Here is a 13,301-nt window from a genome sequence, read left to right as displayed (position 1 = left end):
AACTAATACCAAGATGTTACAGCCAAAGAGAACGAAACACAGGAAGATGCATAAAGGCCGCATCAAAGGTGACGCTAAGCGTGGCGCGACCATTTCCTTTGGTAGTTTCGGTCTGAAAGCATTAGAACCTAAGTGGATCACCGACAGGCAGATTGAAGCTGCCAGGGTGGCTCTGACCAGGCATATGAAACGTGAAGGTAACGTGTGGATCCGTATATTCCCGGATAAGTCTATTACCGCCAAACCACTGGAAGTGAGGATGGGTAAAGGTAAGGGTGCTCCTGACCATTGGGCTGCAGTAGTGAAACCAGGCCGTATCTTATTTGAAGCGGATGGTGTTCCTTTACAGGTAGCTAAAGAAGCAATGGAGCTGGCTGCACAGAAACTGCCGATTAAAGTGAAATTTGTAGTGCGTCCCGATTACGTTGCATAATCCGGCAACCCGCAGGAATGCAGACGCAACGAGAGATAACTATAAACGATAAACCAGAAATTTTATAAAACAATGGCAAAAGAAAAGCTGGATCTGAAAGGTTTAAGCGACCAGGACCTGAGAGAGAAAATCTCTGAGGAACAATTACGCCTGAAGAAAATTACATTCAGTCACGCAATTACGCCGATCGAGAACCCGATGAGCATCCGCGCTCTGAGGCGTCAGATCGCACAGCTGAAAACCGAGCTGCGCAAAAGAGAACTGGGCGCACAAGCCTAAATAATAAAATTCATTAATCCTGCTGTGCGAATGGGAGGGTTAGAGAGTAAATACTTTCAACAATGATCGAAAGAAAATTAAGAAAAACCAGGACTGGTGTGGTATCCAGCAACAAGATGGATAAAACTATCACTGTAAGCGTTGAGCGTAAGGTGAAGCACCCTATCTATGGTAAGTTCGTTAAGAAAACTACCAAGTTCATGGCGCACGACGAGAAAAACGAGTGCAGCATCGGCGATACCGTTAGAATAATGGAAGTTCGTCCTCTGAGCAAGAATAAATGCTGGAGACTGGTAGAGGTTATCGAAAAAGTAAAATAATTTATTGTTTCAAGCTCCTTCCGGCATTCCCGGGTTGAGCCGCTGATAAAACAACTAACAAATCTCATAAGATGATACAACAAGAATCAAGGCTGAATGTGGCTGATAACAGCGGTGCCAAAGAGGTACTGTGTATTAGGGTATTAGGCAACTCAGGCCAGGATTACGCTAAAGTGGGTGATAAGATCGTAGTGACTGTAAAGGATGCAATCCCAGGTGGTGGCGTAAAGAAAGGTATGGTAACCAAAGCTGTTATCGTAAGAACTAAAAACAAGCTGCGCCGTAAAGACGGATCTTATATCCGTTTTGACGATAATGCCGTTGTATTGCTGAACAACTCTGACGAGCCACGCGGTACCCGTATTTTCGGTCCGGTTGCCCGTGAGCTGCGCGATAAGGGATACATGAAGATTATCTCTCTGGCTCCCGAGGTGCTGTAAATCAAAGCATTATAAGAGTTGAAAGCATAAAGCCAAAAGTTACAGACCTTTAGGCTTTGTGCTTTCAGCTTAAAAGCATATCTTTGCAGCCCGTTTCAAAAACGACAATATTAATCAAGCGGAACGGGTGTTTCGCTTGGCGTTTTAAATAAACAAATAATGAAAACGAGATTCAAGCCTAAGTTCAACATTAAGAAAGGCGACACGGTAGTGGTGATTGCCGGTGATGACAAGGACAGGACCAAGCCCCGCAAGGTGCTGGAAGTGATTCCTGACAAGGCACGCGTTCTGGTGGAAGGTGTGAACATCATCACCAAACATACCAAACCTACTGCTCAGAACACCCAGGGTGGCATCGTTAAGCAGGAGGCTCCTATCGCTATTTCTAACGTAATGTTATGGGATGCTAAGGCTGGTAAACCTACCAAAGTAAGCAGGCAGCGTGATAATGGTAAATTAGTTCGTATAGCTAAAAAATCAGGGGAGGTAATTAAATAATGGCAAACACTACATATACACCCAGGCTGCAGTCTAAATACCGCAATGAAGTGGTTGGTGCGCTGCAAAAGAAATTTAATTACAAGAGCGTAATGCAGGTACCCCGTCTGGTAAAGATCTGTCTGAACCAGGGTATCAACGGTGCTGTTGGAGATAAAAAGCTGGTAGATATTGCTGTAGACGAGATGACCCGTATCTCTGGTCAGAAAGCGATCGCTACTATGTCCAAAAAAGATATCTCTAACTTTAAATTAAGGAAGAACATGCCGATTGGCGCCCGCGTAACACTGCGTGGTAACAATATGTACGACTTCCTGGATCGTCTGATCGCAGTTTCCCTGCCTCGTGTACGTGACTTTAAAGGTGTAAATGAGAAAGCTTTCGATGGCCGCGGTAACTATACCCTGGGTATCACTGAGCAGATCATTTTCCCTGAGATCGATATCGATAAAGTAACAAAGATCTCCGGTATGGATATCACTTTCGTTACTACGGCTACTACCAACGAAGAAGCTTATGAACTGCTGAAAGAACTGGGTATGCCGTTCAAGAATATCAAAAAGGATAATCAATAATATCTGATATCAAATTCCAATCCCGGACAGGGTTTGGAATTTGGAATTTATAACTGGAATCATAAACTTAACATGGCAAGAGAATCCGTAAAAGCCCGTGAGAGAAAGAGAGCTGCGCTGGTTGAGAAGTTTGCAGAAAAGCGTGCTGCCCTGAAAGCAGAAGGTAACTACGCTGCACTGGATCAACTTCCAAGAAATGCATCTCCTGTTCGCCTGCACAACAGGTGTCAGCTTTCAGGCCGTCCAAAAGGTTATATGCGTCATTTCGGTATGTGTCGTAACATGTTCCGTGACCTGGCCCTGGCTGGCAAAATCCCTGGCGTAAGAAAAGCTAGCTGGTAAGCCAACACCAGATCCGAATGCACTGCAGAGCAGTGCTTACGGATAAACCGGCATTAGTTATTTGATTTTCCTATCTATTACTGATTGGATATCGCATTGTAAAATAGTTTTTAAATTTTAAGAACAATGGTTACTGATCCAATAGCAGACTTCCTGACCAGAATCCGGAACGCGCAAATGGCCAACCACAGGATTGTGGAAATTCCTGCCTCTAAACTGAAGAAACGTATCACCGAGATACTGTACGACAAAGGTTACATCCTGAAGTACAAATTTGAAGAAGATACTAAACAGGGCCTTATCAAGATCGCTCTGAAGTATGACCCACAGACCAAGACTCCTGCTATCACTGATCTGCAGCGTATCAGCCGTCCCGGTTTACGTCAATATTCTAAACCAGCTGATTTCAAACGTATCAAGAATGGTTTAGGTGTTGCCATTATCTCTACTTCCAAAGGCGTAATGACCGATAAAGAAGCCAAAGCACAGAATGTAGGCGGAGAGATCGTTTGCTACGTTTATTAATATATATGCCCCGTTGGTGGCGCTGTTGGTGTATCCGGCAGTTATCAGCAACAGGGCGAAACTAAATGGACCTTCTGACAATTAAGCTTTCTATACGGCGCTGAACACGGAAGATCCTGAATTCAAACATAACAGTAAAAACTGCAATTATGTCTCGTATAGGTAAAAGTCCTATCAAATTGGCCAGCGGTGTAACAGCAACTGTTTCCGCTGCTAATGAGCTGACTGTAAAAGGCCCTAAAGGTGAACTGAAAAGGAACATCGACAGGGATATCAAGATAGAAGTGAAGGATGGTGTGCTGACAGTAGTACGTCCTACCGACCAGATCCGTCACCGTGCACTGCATGGTTTGTACCGCGCGCTGATCGCCAACATGGTGACCGGTGTTACTGACGGTTTCAAGAAACAACTTGAACTGGTGGGTGTGGGTTACAAAGCTGCTCACAGCGGTCAGTTACTGGACCTGTCTTTAGGTTACTCTCACAACATCATCGTTGAGATCCCTAAAGAACTGAAAGTATCTACCCTGACTGAAAAAGGTGCTAACCCTAAGATCATGCTGGAAGGTATTGACAACCAGCTGTTAGGTCAGGTAGCTGCTAAAATCCGTAGCCTGCGTAAACCAGAGCCTTACAAAGGTAAAGGTGTTCGCTACAGTGATGAAGTGGTTCGTAAGAAAGCAGGTAAGTCTGCAGGTAAATAATTTTTAATTAGCTAATTGGCGGTTGTCGTCAATTAGCTAATTCAACACCATTCCGGCAGTATCGGAATGAATAAAAATGAAAGAGAAATGAGTACAAAAGTTAATAGGAGACAGAAGATCCGCTACCGCATCCGTAAAAAGGTGGTGGGTGTTGCACAGAAGCCGAGATTATCTGTATTTCGCAGCAATAGCGATATTTACGTGCAATTGATAGATGATACCAATGGTGTTACTCTGGCTGCAGCTTCTTCCCGCGATAAAGATATCAAGGCACAGAAAGGTACCAAGAGCGAGAAATCTAAACTCGTAGGTGCTGCACTGGCTACCAAAGCAAAATCATTAGGTATTGAAACCTGTATTTTTGACCGCGGTGGTTATCTGTATCATGGTCGCGTAAAGAGCGTAGCTGATGGTGCCAGAGAAGCTGGTCTCCAATTCTAATATCGAAATTGATTAAATCGTAATTCGCAAATAAAAAAATGGCAAAGAATACATTTAATAGAGTAAAGGCCGGTGACCTGGAGCTGAAAGAGAAGGTTGTGGCTATCAACCGTGTTACTAAAACCACCAAAGGCGGACGTACTTTCAGTTTTTCTGCCCTGGTAGTAGTAGGTAACGAGCACGGTGTAGTAGGACACGGTCTGGGTAAGGCTAAGGAAGTGCAGGAAGCTATCACCAAAGGTATCGACGATGCCAAGAAGAACCTGATCAAGGTTCCGGTAATGCACGGTACTATTCCTCACGACCAGTTAGCTAAAGAAGGTGCTGCTAAAGTGCTGATCAAGCCAGCTGCTCATGGTACTGGTGTGATCGCCGGAGGTTCTATGCGTGCCGTACTGGAAAGCGCAGGTATCACCGACGTTCTGGCTAAATCTCTGGGTTCTGCTAACCCTCATAACGTGGTAAAAGCTACATTCAAGGCATTAGGTCTCCTGCGTGAGCCAATCCAGGTAGCAAAAACCAGAAGCGTATCGCTGAAGAAAGTATTTAACGGATAATAACACTATCCAGTTAGCAGGACGGTATTCTGTCCTGGCAATTGTAAAGTGGCAATTCAAATAACAATGGCAAAGATCAAGATCACTCAAGTAAAAAGTGGTATAGACCGTCCTGAACGCCAGAAGCTCACCCTGAGGGCACTGGGACTGAAAAAAATGCACGCCACTGTAGAAGTGGAAGCTACCCCCCAGATCCTGGGTATGGTGCGTAAAGTAAATCACCTGGTAAAAGTTGAAGGAGAACAGGCGTAATAAATTTTATTACCCGGGAAATAATCCTACATTTATATTCGGAGATTTACGAATAAACATTTTACATTTAAAGCGAGCGGTTAATTTCCGCGTAAGTAAAAAAAATTAGAAAATGAATCTGCATACGTTACAACCTGCAAAGGGTTCCGTACATAAAGAGAAGCGCCTTGGTCGTGGTGAAGCATCCGGTAAAGGTGGTACCTCTACAAAAGGTAATAAAGGTGGTCAGTCACGTGCTGGTTATCAGAGCAAAAGAGGTCATGAAGGTGGTCAGATGCCAATTCAGCGTCGTATGCCTAAACGTGGTTTCAAGAGCTTAAATCCAACTGAATACCAGGTATTTAACATCGGTCAGATCGATCACCTGGTTGAAAAATATGGTCTGCAGGACTTCTCTCTGGAAAACCTGTACATGAATGGGCTGATTAACAGGACCGCGAAAGTGAAGATCCTGGGTCAGGGAGAACTGAAGGCTAAAGTAACCGCAAAAGTGAATGCGATCAGCGAAAAAGCCAAGCAGCTGATAGAAGCAGCGGGTGGAACGGTAGAGCTGGTATAAGATTTCACGACTGAGGAGACGCCTACGGAGTAGTGCGTCTTTTCACATTTTATCAAACCAGAGAAAACAACACAAATCCCGGCCAGAGTTACTGGATAGCAGCTAATGCAGGTTCGGAATTTGGTCTCGCCTGCGGCGGGATGAAATTTTGAATATTAAACATTCATCTTCCTGTGAAGAAATTTATCGAAACGATTAAGAATATCTGGAGCATCGAGGATTTGCGTAACCGCATTCTCACCACATTGCTTCTTGTCCTCATCTATCGTGTAGGATCCTATATCGCGTTACCCGGTATTGATGCCAACAGTTTGGGTATGGGAGAGTTTGCCAACAAGTCAGAGAAAGGTATCCTTGGACTGTTCAATATGTTTGCTGGAGGTTCATTCTCCAGGGCCTCGATTTTTGCTCTTGGCATAATGCCCTATATCTCTGCATCCATAGCCATACAACTGCTTACAATTGCCGTGCCTTATTTTCAGAAACTCCAGAAAGAGGGCGAAAGCGGTAGGAAAAAGATTAACCAGTATACCCGTGTACTGACAGTAGTAGTAACCGGTTTCCAGGCGAGCGCATACGTTGCCTTCCTGAAACAGCAATCTGCAGGTTCTATTATTCCTGAATATGGTTCTGCCTTCTTCTGGCTGACCACTACCATCGTACTTACAGCAGGTACCCTGTTTGTAATGTGGCTGGGTGAAAAAATTACAGATAAAGGTATCGGTAACGGTACATCTATTATAATCATGGTCGGCATCCTTGCCCGTCTGCCACAGGCTATTATCCAGGAGTTCTCCTCCAGAAATGCCCAGAGCAACGGTGGTCCGATGCTGTTCCTGATCGAGCTGGCAGTGTTCGTACTGATCACTATCGGTCTGATCCTGCTGGTACAAGGTACCCGTAAGATCCCTGTAAACTACGCAAAACGTATAGTTGGTAACAAACAGTTTGGTGGTGTACGCCAGTTCATCCCGCTGAAGGTAAATGCTGCAGGTGTAATGCCTATCATCTTTGCTCAGGCGATCATGTTCATCCCGGCTACAGCGATCGGTTTTGCTACGGACAGCGGTTCTGGATTCATCCGTATATTCAGTGATCACACTAATGGCTGGTACAACCTGATCTATGCTGTACTGGTAATAGTGTTCACTTACTTTTATACTGCATTGATATTCAATCCGACCTCTATGGCGGATGAGATGAAACGTAATAATGGTTTCGTTCCGGGTGTTAAACCTGGTAAAGCTACTGCTGATTATATCGGCGCTGTAATGGATCGTATCACATTGCCAGGTGCATTCTTCCTGGCGTTGGTAGGTATCCTGCCTGGTGTAGCAGCTGCGGTGAATATCAACAGTAACTTTGCTACCTTCTTTGGAGGTACATCCTTATTGATCATGGTGGGCGTTATCCTGGATACGCTCCAGCAAATAGAAAGCCAGCTGCTGATGCGCCATTACGATGGTCTCATGAGCACAGGTCGGATTAAAGGAAGAACAGCTCCGGCTAACGTCTGATTAATCCAGGCTACCTGGTATAAAAGCCACAGAAGCATAAGACCAACAGAGTTTGATCTGCTGGGCTTATGCTTGCGTGGCTTCATCTTTTAAGTAAATTCAAAGCTGAACTTACCTAACCCGTTTTTTGGTATGGTGCATTATAAAACTAAGGAAGAAATTGAGCTGATGCGCAAAAGCGCATTATTGGTGAGCGCTACATTGGAAGAAGTTGCCAAAAATCTGAAACCGGGGATGTCTACCCTTGAGATTGACGAAATTGTAGAGAAATTCATCGTAGCAAATGGAGCTGTACCGTCTTTCAAGAATTACAGGGGATTTCCAAAGAGCTGCTGTATTTCTGTAAATGCAGAAGTGGTACATGGCATTCCGAATGCCTATGTACTGCAGGACGGTGATATCGTGAGTGTAGATGTGGGGGTGCTGTTGAACGGGTATCATGGCGATAGTGCCTATACATTTGCTATTGGCAACGTAAAGCCAGAGGTGCTGGCACTGATGAAGGCTACTAAGGAAGCGCTCTATAAAGGTATTGAAAAGGCCATAGCTGGCAACCGTATAGGAGATATTGCGCATGCCATCCAGGAGCATACCGAAAAGCAGCGTGGTTATGGCGTGGTACGTGAACTGGTAGGGCATGGTCTGGGCCGTAATCTCCATGAAGATCCGCAAGTGCCTAATTACGGTAAGCGCGGGAGCGGTCCGATTATGAAGGAGGGGCTGGTGATCGCTATAGAACCGATGATCAACCTGGGGGTAAAGGAAGTTGAATATATGGAAGATGGCTGGACAGTGATTACCCGTGATGAGAAGCCATCCGTTCATTTTGAGCATAATGTGGCTGTTATGAAGGGGAAACCTGATATACTTTCTTCTTTTAAGGGGATAGAAGAGGCGGAAAGAAATAATCCAGCATTGAGTTCAAACTATTGATAATTAATGGATAAGAGTGAATTCAGGAGATTATCCACAATTAATTATTCACGTTTATTTTATTAATTTTTCTTTTTCTTAAGATTTCGCTATCTTTGCAGTCCTAAAAATTTTTATGGCAAAACAGGCACTCATTAAACAGGATGGAATAATACTAGAAGCCTTGTCTAACGCTATGTTCCGAGTTAAGTTAGAGAACGGGCACGAGATTTTAGCTACCATTTCTGGGAAGATGAGAATGCACTATATCCGCATCCTGCCTGGTGACAAAGTAGGGGTCGAGATGAGTCCATACGATTTAAGCAGAGGCAGAATAATATTTAGATATAAATAATAATACAGACTTATAACTTATAACTTATGAGGGTAAGAGCTTCCATAAAAAAAAGAAGTGCAGATTGCAAGATTGTGCGCAGGAAGGGTAAATTGTTGGTGATCAACAAAAAGAATCCCCGTTTTAAACAACGTCAGGGATAATCATTTAATACATAACTAGTAAATTAAAATACAAATATGGCACGTATAGCCGGTATCGATCTTCCTAAAAATAAACGTGGAGAAATTGGCCTGACCTACATTTTTGGTATTGGTCGTTCTACTGCTCAATATATTCTTGAAAAGTCTGGTATAGACCTGAACAAGAAGGTAAAGGACTGGAACGATGATGAGCAGGCTGCTATCCGTAACATCATTAACAGTGAGTTTAAGGTAGAAGGTCAGCTGCGTTCTGAAGTACAAATGAATATCAAGCGTCTGTTGGACATCGCTTGTTATCGTGGTCTTCGTCACAGGAAGGGCTTACCGTTAAGAGGCCAGCGTACCCGTACCAATAGCCGTACCCGTAAAGGTAAGCGTAAAACGGTTGCAGGTAAAAAGAAAGCGCCTAAGAAATAAACTTGATAATACAAATAACAAGTTCCGGTTTCCAGTAGTCGTATATATGGCAAGAGGAATCTGGAACCTGGAACCTGGAATTTTATATAATTATGGCAAAAGCAACAAATACAAAAACTGCTGCTAACAAAAAGAGGGTAGTTAAAGTAGATAACTACGGTGATGTACACATCTCTGCTAGTTTCAACAATATCATCATCAGCATTACCAACAAACAGGGTCAGGTTATTTCCTGGTCTACTGCAGGTAAAATGGGCTTCAAGGGTTCTAAAAAGAACACTCCTTATGCGGCTCAGCTGGCTGCTTCTGATGCTGCAAAAACGGCAATGGAAGCTGGTCTGAAAAGAGCAGATGTTTTTGTAAAAGGTCCTGGTGCTGGTCGTGAAAGTGCTATCCGTGCTATCGCAAACTCCGGTATCGAGGTTAGTATGATCAAAGACGTAACTCCTTTACCTCACAACGGTTGCCGTCCTCCTAAAAAGAGAAGGGTATAGGATCGATATAATTGTACGGTATTTCGAAGGTGGAAAGTTGGAATTATCTTCCGCTTGCTGCTTTCGAATTGCCGTTTAAGAATTTTAATTATTAATGGGTATATGATCAGGTTTAAGATTTTTTAAAGATCATATACCGGAACTAAAAAATCTAACAAAGAACATGGCAAGGTATACAGGACCAAAGACCAAGATCTCCAGAATTTTTGGAGAACCGATTTTAGGAAACGGTAAGTATTTAGGTAAGAACAGCAACCCTCCGGGTCAGCATGGTGTAACCCGTAAGCGTAAACAGCTGGGTGAATACGCACTGCAGCTGCGTGAAAAACAGAAAGCGAAATACACTTATGGTGTACTGGAGCGTCAGTTCGCTAATCTGTTCGTTGAAGCTAACCGCCGTAAAGGTGTTACCGGTGAAGTATTGATCAAATTACTGGAAGCTCGTCTGGATAATGCAGTATTCCGTCTGGGTATTGCTCCTTCCCGTCCTGCTGCCCGTCAGCTGGTTTCTCACAAGCACATCACTGTTAACGGTGAGGTAATGAACATCCCTTCTTATCAGCTGAAACCAGGTGATATCATCGGACTGAAACCATCTGCAGCAACTAACTCTGCAATTACCAGCAATATTCGCGGTAAAAATCCTAAATTCAGCTGGCTGGATTGGAATGAGAAGGAACTGAAAGGTACTTTCATTGCATATCCTGAGAGAGAGAGCGTTCCTGAGAACATTAAGGAGCAGCTGATCGTAGAATTGTACTCTAAATAATAATATGTCTTTAGCCGTTAAGCATGGGTCATTAGTTGCCAGCGTAATACTCTTACGCAGGTTACTAGGGGCTACATGTTAATGGCTAAAGGCAGTTTTACATAAACAATTAAACTTAACATATCAATGGCAATTCTGAATTTCCAAAAGCCTGATAAGATCGTTTTGCAGAAGTCTACTGACTTTGAAGCTCAATTCGAATTCCGGCCGTTAGAACCGGGTTATGGGGTGACTGTGGGTAACGCGCTGCGTCGCGTGCTGCTATCGTCTCTGGAGGGTTATGCCATTGTGGGAATAAAGATAGAAGGTGCAGATCACGAGTTTGCAACTTTAAAAGGAATCACTGAAGACGTAACTGAAATTATCCTGAACCTGAAACAGGTGCGTTTCAAACGTATCGTTGAGAACGAAGTCAGCAACGAAAAGATTCAGATTTCTATTAAAGGAAAAACTGAGTTCCGTGCTGACATGATTGAGAAAGCTACCAGTGCTTTCCAGATCATGAATCCTGAATTGCTTATCTGTACGCTCGATCCATCTGCAAAGCTGGATATCGAACTGACTATCGGTAAAGGTCGTGGTTATGTGCCAGCTGAAGAGAACAAACCTAAAGATGCCGTTTTCGGTTACATCGCTATCGACTCTATCTTTACGCCTATCAAGAATGTAAAATATAGCATCGAGAACACCCGTGTGGAACAAAAGACTGACTATGAGAAACTGATCATGGAAGTGATCACTGATGGCACCATCCACCCGGAAGAAGCTGTAAAACAGGCTTCCCGCATTCTGATCCAGCACCTGATGATCATCACTGATGAGAACATCAGCTTCGATACAAAAGACACCGAGAAAGAAGATGTTGTAGATGAACAGACACTGCAGCTGCGTAAAATACTAAAAACGCCGCTGGAGGACCTGGATCTGAGCGTTCGTGCCTTCAACTGTCTGAAAGCTGCTAAGATCAACTCTCTGAGCGAACTGGTTCAGTACGAACAGGAAGAGCTGATGAAGTTCAGGAACTTCGGTCAAAAATCCCTCAGTGAAATTGAGCAGGTACTAAACGAAAGAGGTTTACATTTCGGTATGGATCTGTCCAAACTGAAATTAGACGAAGAATAGTAGAATTAATATCTAAATAAGTACCCTGTAATTCCTGACACGGTACAGGGGAATCAAAAACAAAACGTCATGCGTCACGGAGTAAAATTAAACCACCTCGGCAGAACTGCCGCACACCGCAAGAGCCTGATGGCTAACCTTGCAATGGAGTTGATCAAGCACAAACGTATCACTACAACTCTGGCTAAAGCCAAGTCACTGCGTGTATACATTGAGCCTTTGCTGACAAGAGCAAAGAGCGATTCTACCCACAACCGTAGGATTGTGTTCAGCTATCTGCAGGATAAAGAGTCTATCAAGGAATTGTTCGGTGCTATCAGCGAAAAGATTGCTAACCGTCCTGGTGGTTATACCCGTATCATCAAGTTAGGTAAACGTGTTGGTGACAACGCCGAAACTGCGCTGATCGAACTGGTTGACTTTAATGAGATCTATGGTGGTAAAGTTGAGAAAGAAGCAGCTCCTGCCAAGAAAACTCGTCGTGCTGGTGGTAGCAAGAAAAAAGCTACTGAAGAAGGCACTGCAGCAACTGAAGAAAAAGCAGCTGAATAATATCAGTTTGTTTCAATTCATAAGAATCCCGGAGATTACTCCGGGATTTTTTTTTTACCTGATCTCCAGCCTGATGCGGAAGCATAGTATAGTTTAATTATATTTTTTTGTAATATCGTGCTTGTATTTAGAAATTATACGGGAAGATCCGGTTTATAAAAATCTCTCTATATCTTATGATTTACCTGAAATGTAAAAGCTGTGGGCATTACAATGAGCTCAAATCAGAGTTTCTCACCTTTTGCGCTGAATGTGGCAAAAAACTGCCTACCAACTATGCTGAATGGAAGTTGAAAAGCCCTGAAGGCAGCTTCGAAGACTTCCAGCGGGAAAAAGGAGTAAAACCCAAAAAAGCCAGGACGAATTCTCTTGGTGAACTGCAACAGAAGTATCTGAAATGGGCTGGCCGGCGCGGAGCTATCATAACTATAATACTGATAATAGGCCTGGCGGCAGTAGCTGGTGGATATATCGGCAAACGTGTCGTATTCAACCTGATCTATCCGAAGATAAACAAGTCGTGGTTGTATTCTTCGTGGGAAACAGCCAAAATTGGGCGGCAAATGATTGAAATAAGTACACCAATGCATCTTGGGGTGAACGACAAGCCATTGGCTCCGGAAGTGGCTCAATTCGTCGAATATGCCAAGTGTTACAGGAACAGGGTGGAAGAGGGGATGCAGGTGGAAGTAAAATTGTATAGCTTCCGGCCAAATGTGTCCAACGATTTGGAGATTGCAGGGGCTGCTACCGCGACAGAGATGAAAAAGAACGAGGAGATTTCCGACCTTCAATATAAGACAGATACCATCACACAAAGTGGGATGTCTGCTTTATTACAAGAAGGTAGCTATAACTATAAAAGCGGCATCAGGCTTGCTTTCTGCAACTTATTACTTGTAAAAGGTCCACACCGCTGGGAAATAGGGATCCGTTACCGGGAGGATGACACTACTGCTGCAACTGCTGCACATCGTATTATAAAATCGATTCATGTCAAATAATTGAGGGTAAAGATTAACAATTAATCGGTAGAAATCTCGATAGTTAATCTTTTATTCAATAACTTTGCACGATTTTTTAAAACGAAAAAAT

At 43.6% G+C, this 13,301-nt stretch carries 23 protein-coding genes; all 23 read left to right on the top strand.

The genetic code is table 11. From position 1 onward, the window contains the following. Window positions 1-13 precede the first annotated feature (13 nt). Entirely contained in the window at window positions 14-433 is a 420-nt protein-coding gene (gene rplP, locus BLR32_RS23260; RefSeq protein ID WP_089835255.1) for a 50S ribosomal protein L16, read from the top strand. A gap of 72 nt (window positions 434-505) precedes the next feature. Further along, complete coding sequence (gene rpmC, locus BLR32_RS23255) at window positions 506-712, top strand: 50S ribosomal protein L29 (RefSeq protein WP_089835254.1); 207 nt, start codon at window positions 506-508, stop codon at window positions 710-712. A gap of 62 nt (window positions 713-774) precedes the next feature. After that, window positions 775-1,032: a 30S ribosomal protein S17 gene (gene rpsQ / locus BLR32_RS23250; RefSeq protein WP_176842403.1), complete on the top strand. Its 258-nt coding sequence runs from the start codon at window positions 775-777 to the stop codon at window positions 1,030-1,032. A 71-nt stretch (window positions 1,033-1,103) separates the two neighbouring features. Continuing rightward, window positions 1,104-1,472, top strand: a complete 369-nt coding sequence (rplN, locus tag BLR32_RS23245) for a 50S ribosomal protein L14 (protein WP_012789297.1) — start codon at window positions 1,104-1,106, stop codon at window positions 1,470-1,472. Between the two features lie 159 nt (window positions 1,473-1,631). Continuing rightward, window positions 1,632-1,970: a 50S ribosomal protein L24 gene (rplX, locus tag BLR32_RS23240; protein ID WP_089835253.1), complete on the top strand. Its 339-nt coding sequence runs from the start codon at window positions 1,632-1,634 to the stop codon at window positions 1,968-1,970. Further along, a complete protein-coding gene (gene rplE / locus BLR32_RS23235; RefSeq protein WP_089835252.1) occupies window positions 1,970-2,545 on the top strand; it encodes a 50S ribosomal protein L5 in 576 nt (191 codons plus the stop codon). Before rplX ends, rplE begins: the two co-directional genes overlap by 1 nt. Window positions 2,546-2,617: 72 nt before the next feature. Then, window positions 2,618-2,887 carry a 30S ribosomal protein S14 gene (rpsN, locus tag BLR32_RS23230; RefSeq protein WP_089835251.1) on the top strand — a complete coding sequence of 90 codons (270 nt, stop codon included), beginning with the start codon at window positions 2,618-2,620 and terminating at the stop codon, window positions 2,885-2,887. 126 nt (window positions 2,888-3,013) lie between these two features. After that, window positions 3,014-3,412, top strand: a complete 399-nt coding sequence (rpsH, locus tag BLR32_RS23225; protein WP_089835250.1) for a 30S ribosomal protein S8 — start codon at window positions 3,014-3,016, stop codon at window positions 3,410-3,412. Between the two features lie 149 nt (window positions 3,413-3,561). After that, the gene (gene rplF, locus BLR32_RS23220) at window positions 3,562-4,116 is read left to right on the top strand and encodes a 50S ribosomal protein L6 (RefSeq protein ID WP_089835249.1); all 555 of its coding nucleotides are present in this window, start codon (window positions 3,562-3,564) and stop codon (window positions 4,114-4,116) included. A gap of 87 nt (window positions 4,117-4,203) precedes the next feature. After that, entirely contained in the window at window positions 4,204-4,557 is a 354-nt protein-coding gene (gene rplR, locus BLR32_RS23215) for a 50S ribosomal protein L18 (protein ID WP_089835441.1), read from the top strand. Between the two features lie 38 nt (window positions 4,558-4,595). Next, window positions 4,596-5,114, top strand: a complete 519-nt coding sequence (gene rpsE, locus BLR32_RS23210) for a 30S ribosomal protein S5 (protein WP_089835248.1) — start codon at window positions 4,596-4,598, stop codon at window positions 5,112-5,114. Window positions 5,115-5,180: 66 nt separating this feature from the next. Then, window positions 5,181-5,366, top strand: a complete 186-nt coding sequence (gene rpmD / locus BLR32_RS23205; RefSeq protein WP_089835247.1) for a 50S ribosomal protein L30 — start codon at window positions 5,181-5,183, stop codon at window positions 5,364-5,366. Window positions 5,367-5,478: 112 nt separating this feature from the next. Continuing rightward, window positions 5,479-5,925: a 50S ribosomal protein L15 gene (rplO, locus tag BLR32_RS23200; protein ID WP_089835246.1), complete on the top strand. Its 447-nt coding sequence runs from the start codon at window positions 5,479-5,481 to the stop codon at window positions 5,923-5,925. A 173-nt stretch (window positions 5,926-6,098) separates the two neighbouring features. Next, window positions 6,099-7,442: a preprotein translocase subunit SecY gene (secY, locus tag BLR32_RS23195; protein WP_089835245.1), complete on the top strand. Its 1,344-nt coding sequence runs from the start codon at window positions 6,099-6,101 to the stop codon at window positions 7,440-7,442. A 132-nt stretch (window positions 7,443-7,574) separates the two neighbouring features. Next, entirely contained in the window at window positions 7,575-8,375 is an 801-nt protein-coding gene (gene map, locus BLR32_RS23190) for a type I methionyl aminopeptidase (RefSeq protein ID WP_089835244.1), read from the top strand. A 115-nt stretch (window positions 8,376-8,490) separates the two neighbouring features. Beyond that, entirely contained in the window at window positions 8,491-8,709 is a 219-nt protein-coding gene (gene infA, locus BLR32_RS23185; protein WP_012789309.1) for a translation initiation factor IF-1, read from the top strand. A 26-nt stretch (window positions 8,710-8,735) separates the two neighbouring features. Beyond that, complete coding sequence (gene rpmJ, locus BLR32_RS23180) at window positions 8,736-8,852, top strand: 50S ribosomal protein L36 (RefSeq protein WP_012789310.1); 117 nt, start codon at window positions 8,736-8,738, stop codon at window positions 8,850-8,852. 36 nt (window positions 8,853-8,888) lie between these two features. Then, on the top strand, window positions 8,889-9,269 hold the full coding sequence (gene rpsM / locus BLR32_RS23175) for a 30S ribosomal protein S13 (RefSeq protein ID WP_089835243.1): 381 nt from the start codon (window positions 8,889-8,891) through the stop codon (window positions 9,267-9,269). A gap of 92 nt (window positions 9,270-9,361) precedes the next feature. Next, the gene (gene rpsK / locus BLR32_RS23170) at window positions 9,362-9,763 is read left to right on the top strand and encodes a 30S ribosomal protein S11 (RefSeq protein WP_089835242.1); all 402 of its coding nucleotides are present in this window, start codon (window positions 9,362-9,364) and stop codon (window positions 9,761-9,763) included. Between the two features lie 163 nt (window positions 9,764-9,926). Further along, entirely contained in the window at window positions 9,927-10,532 is a 606-nt protein-coding gene (gene rpsD / locus BLR32_RS23165; protein ID WP_089835241.1) for a 30S ribosomal protein S4, read from the top strand. 126 nt (window positions 10,533-10,658) lie between these two features. Next, complete coding sequence (locus tag BLR32_RS23160) at window positions 10,659-11,654, top strand: DNA-directed RNA polymerase subunit alpha (protein ID WP_089835240.1); 996 nt, start codon at window positions 10,659-10,661, stop codon at window positions 11,652-11,654. A 69-nt stretch (window positions 11,655-11,723) separates the two neighbouring features. Then, entirely contained in the window at window positions 11,724-12,206 is a 483-nt protein-coding gene (gene rplQ, locus BLR32_RS23155; RefSeq protein ID WP_089835239.1) for a 50S ribosomal protein L17, read from the top strand. Between the two features lie 176 nt (window positions 12,207-12,382). Continuing rightward, entirely contained in the window at window positions 12,383-13,210 is an 828-nt protein-coding gene (locus BLR32_RS23150) for a hypothetical protein (protein WP_089835238.1), read from the top strand. Window positions 13,211-13,301: the final 91 nt, after the last annotated feature.

Source organism: Chitinophaga filiformis (genome assembly GCF_900102545.1).
Lineage (GTDB): Bacteria > Bacteroidota > Bacteroidia > Chitinophagales > Chitinophagaceae > Chitinophaga > Chitinophaga filiformis.
The sequence above is the reverse complement of the archived record's forward strand: the minus strand, read 5'-3'. Positions and strand labels throughout refer to the sequence as shown.

Excerpts from the sequence above, each read along its gene's own strand:
- rplP (WP_089835255.1), top strand. The coding sequence starts at position 14 with ATGTTACAGCCAAAGAGAACGAAACACAGGAAGATGCATAAAGGCCGC.
- rpmC (WP_089835254.1), top strand. The coding sequence starts at position 506 with ATGGCAAAAGAAAAGCTGGATCTGAAAGGTTTAAGCGACCAGGACCTG.
- rpsQ (WP_176842403.1), top strand. The coding sequence starts at position 775 with ATGATCGAAAGAAAATTAAGAAAAACCAGGACTGGTGTGGTATCCAGC.
- rplN (WP_012789297.1), top strand. The coding sequence starts at position 1,104 with ATGATACAACAAGAATCAAGGCTGAATGTGGCTGATAACAGCGGTGCC.
- rplX (WP_089835253.1), top strand. The coding sequence starts at position 1,632 with ATGAAAACGAGATTCAAGCCTAAGTTCAACATTAAGAAAGGCGACACG.
- rplE (WP_089835252.1), top strand. The coding sequence starts at position 1,970 with ATGGCAAACACTACATATACACCCAGGCTGCAGTCTAAATACCGCAAT.
- rpsN (WP_089835251.1), top strand. The coding sequence starts at position 2,618 with ATGGCAAGAGAATCCGTAAAAGCCCGTGAGAGAAAGAGAGCTGCGCTG.
- rpsH (WP_089835250.1), top strand. The coding sequence starts at position 3,014 with ATGGTTACTGATCCAATAGCAGACTTCCTGACCAGAATCCGGAACGCG.
- rplF (WP_089835249.1), top strand. The coding sequence starts at position 3,562 with ATGTCTCGTATAGGTAAAAGTCCTATCAAATTGGCCAGCGGTGTAACA.
- rplR (WP_089835441.1), top strand. The coding sequence starts at position 4,204 with ATGAGTACAAAAGTTAATAGGAGACAGAAGATCCGCTACCGCATCCGT.
- rpsE (WP_089835248.1), top strand. The coding sequence starts at position 4,596 with ATGGCAAAGAATACATTTAATAGAGTAAAGGCCGGTGACCTGGAGCTG.
- rpmD (WP_089835247.1), top strand. The coding sequence starts at position 5,181 with ATGGCAAAGATCAAGATCACTCAAGTAAAAAGTGGTATAGACCGTCCT.
- rplO (WP_089835246.1), top strand. The coding sequence starts at position 5,479 with ATGAATCTGCATACGTTACAACCTGCAAAGGGTTCCGTACATAAAGAG.
- map (WP_089835244.1), top strand. The coding sequence starts at position 7,575 with ATGGTGCATTATAAAACTAAGGAAGAAATTGAGCTGATGCGCAAAAGC.
- infA (WP_012789309.1), top strand. The coding sequence starts at position 8,491 with ATGGCAAAACAGGCACTCATTAAACAGGATGGAATAATACTAGAAGCC.
- rpmJ (WP_012789310.1), top strand. The coding sequence starts at position 8,736 with ATGAGGGTAAGAGCTTCCATAAAAAAAAGAAGTGCAGATTGCAAGATT.
- rpsM (WP_089835243.1), top strand. The coding sequence starts at position 8,889 with ATGGCACGTATAGCCGGTATCGATCTTCCTAAAAATAAACGTGGAGAA.
- rpsK (WP_089835242.1), top strand. The coding sequence starts at position 9,362 with ATGGCAAAAGCAACAAATACAAAAACTGCTGCTAACAAAAAGAGGGTA.
- rpsD (WP_089835241.1), top strand. The coding sequence starts at position 9,927 with ATGGCAAGGTATACAGGACCAAAGACCAAGATCTCCAGAATTTTTGGA.
- BLR32_RS23160 (WP_089835240.1), top strand. The coding sequence starts at position 10,659 with ATGGCAATTCTGAATTTCCAAAAGCCTGATAAGATCGTTTTGCAGAAG.
- rplQ (WP_089835239.1), top strand. The coding sequence starts at position 11,724 with ATGCGTCACGGAGTAAAATTAAACCACCTCGGCAGAACTGCCGCACAC.
- BLR32_RS23150 (WP_089835238.1), top strand. The coding sequence starts at position 12,383 with ATGATTTACCTGAAATGTAAAAGCTGTGGGCATTACAATGAGCTCAAA.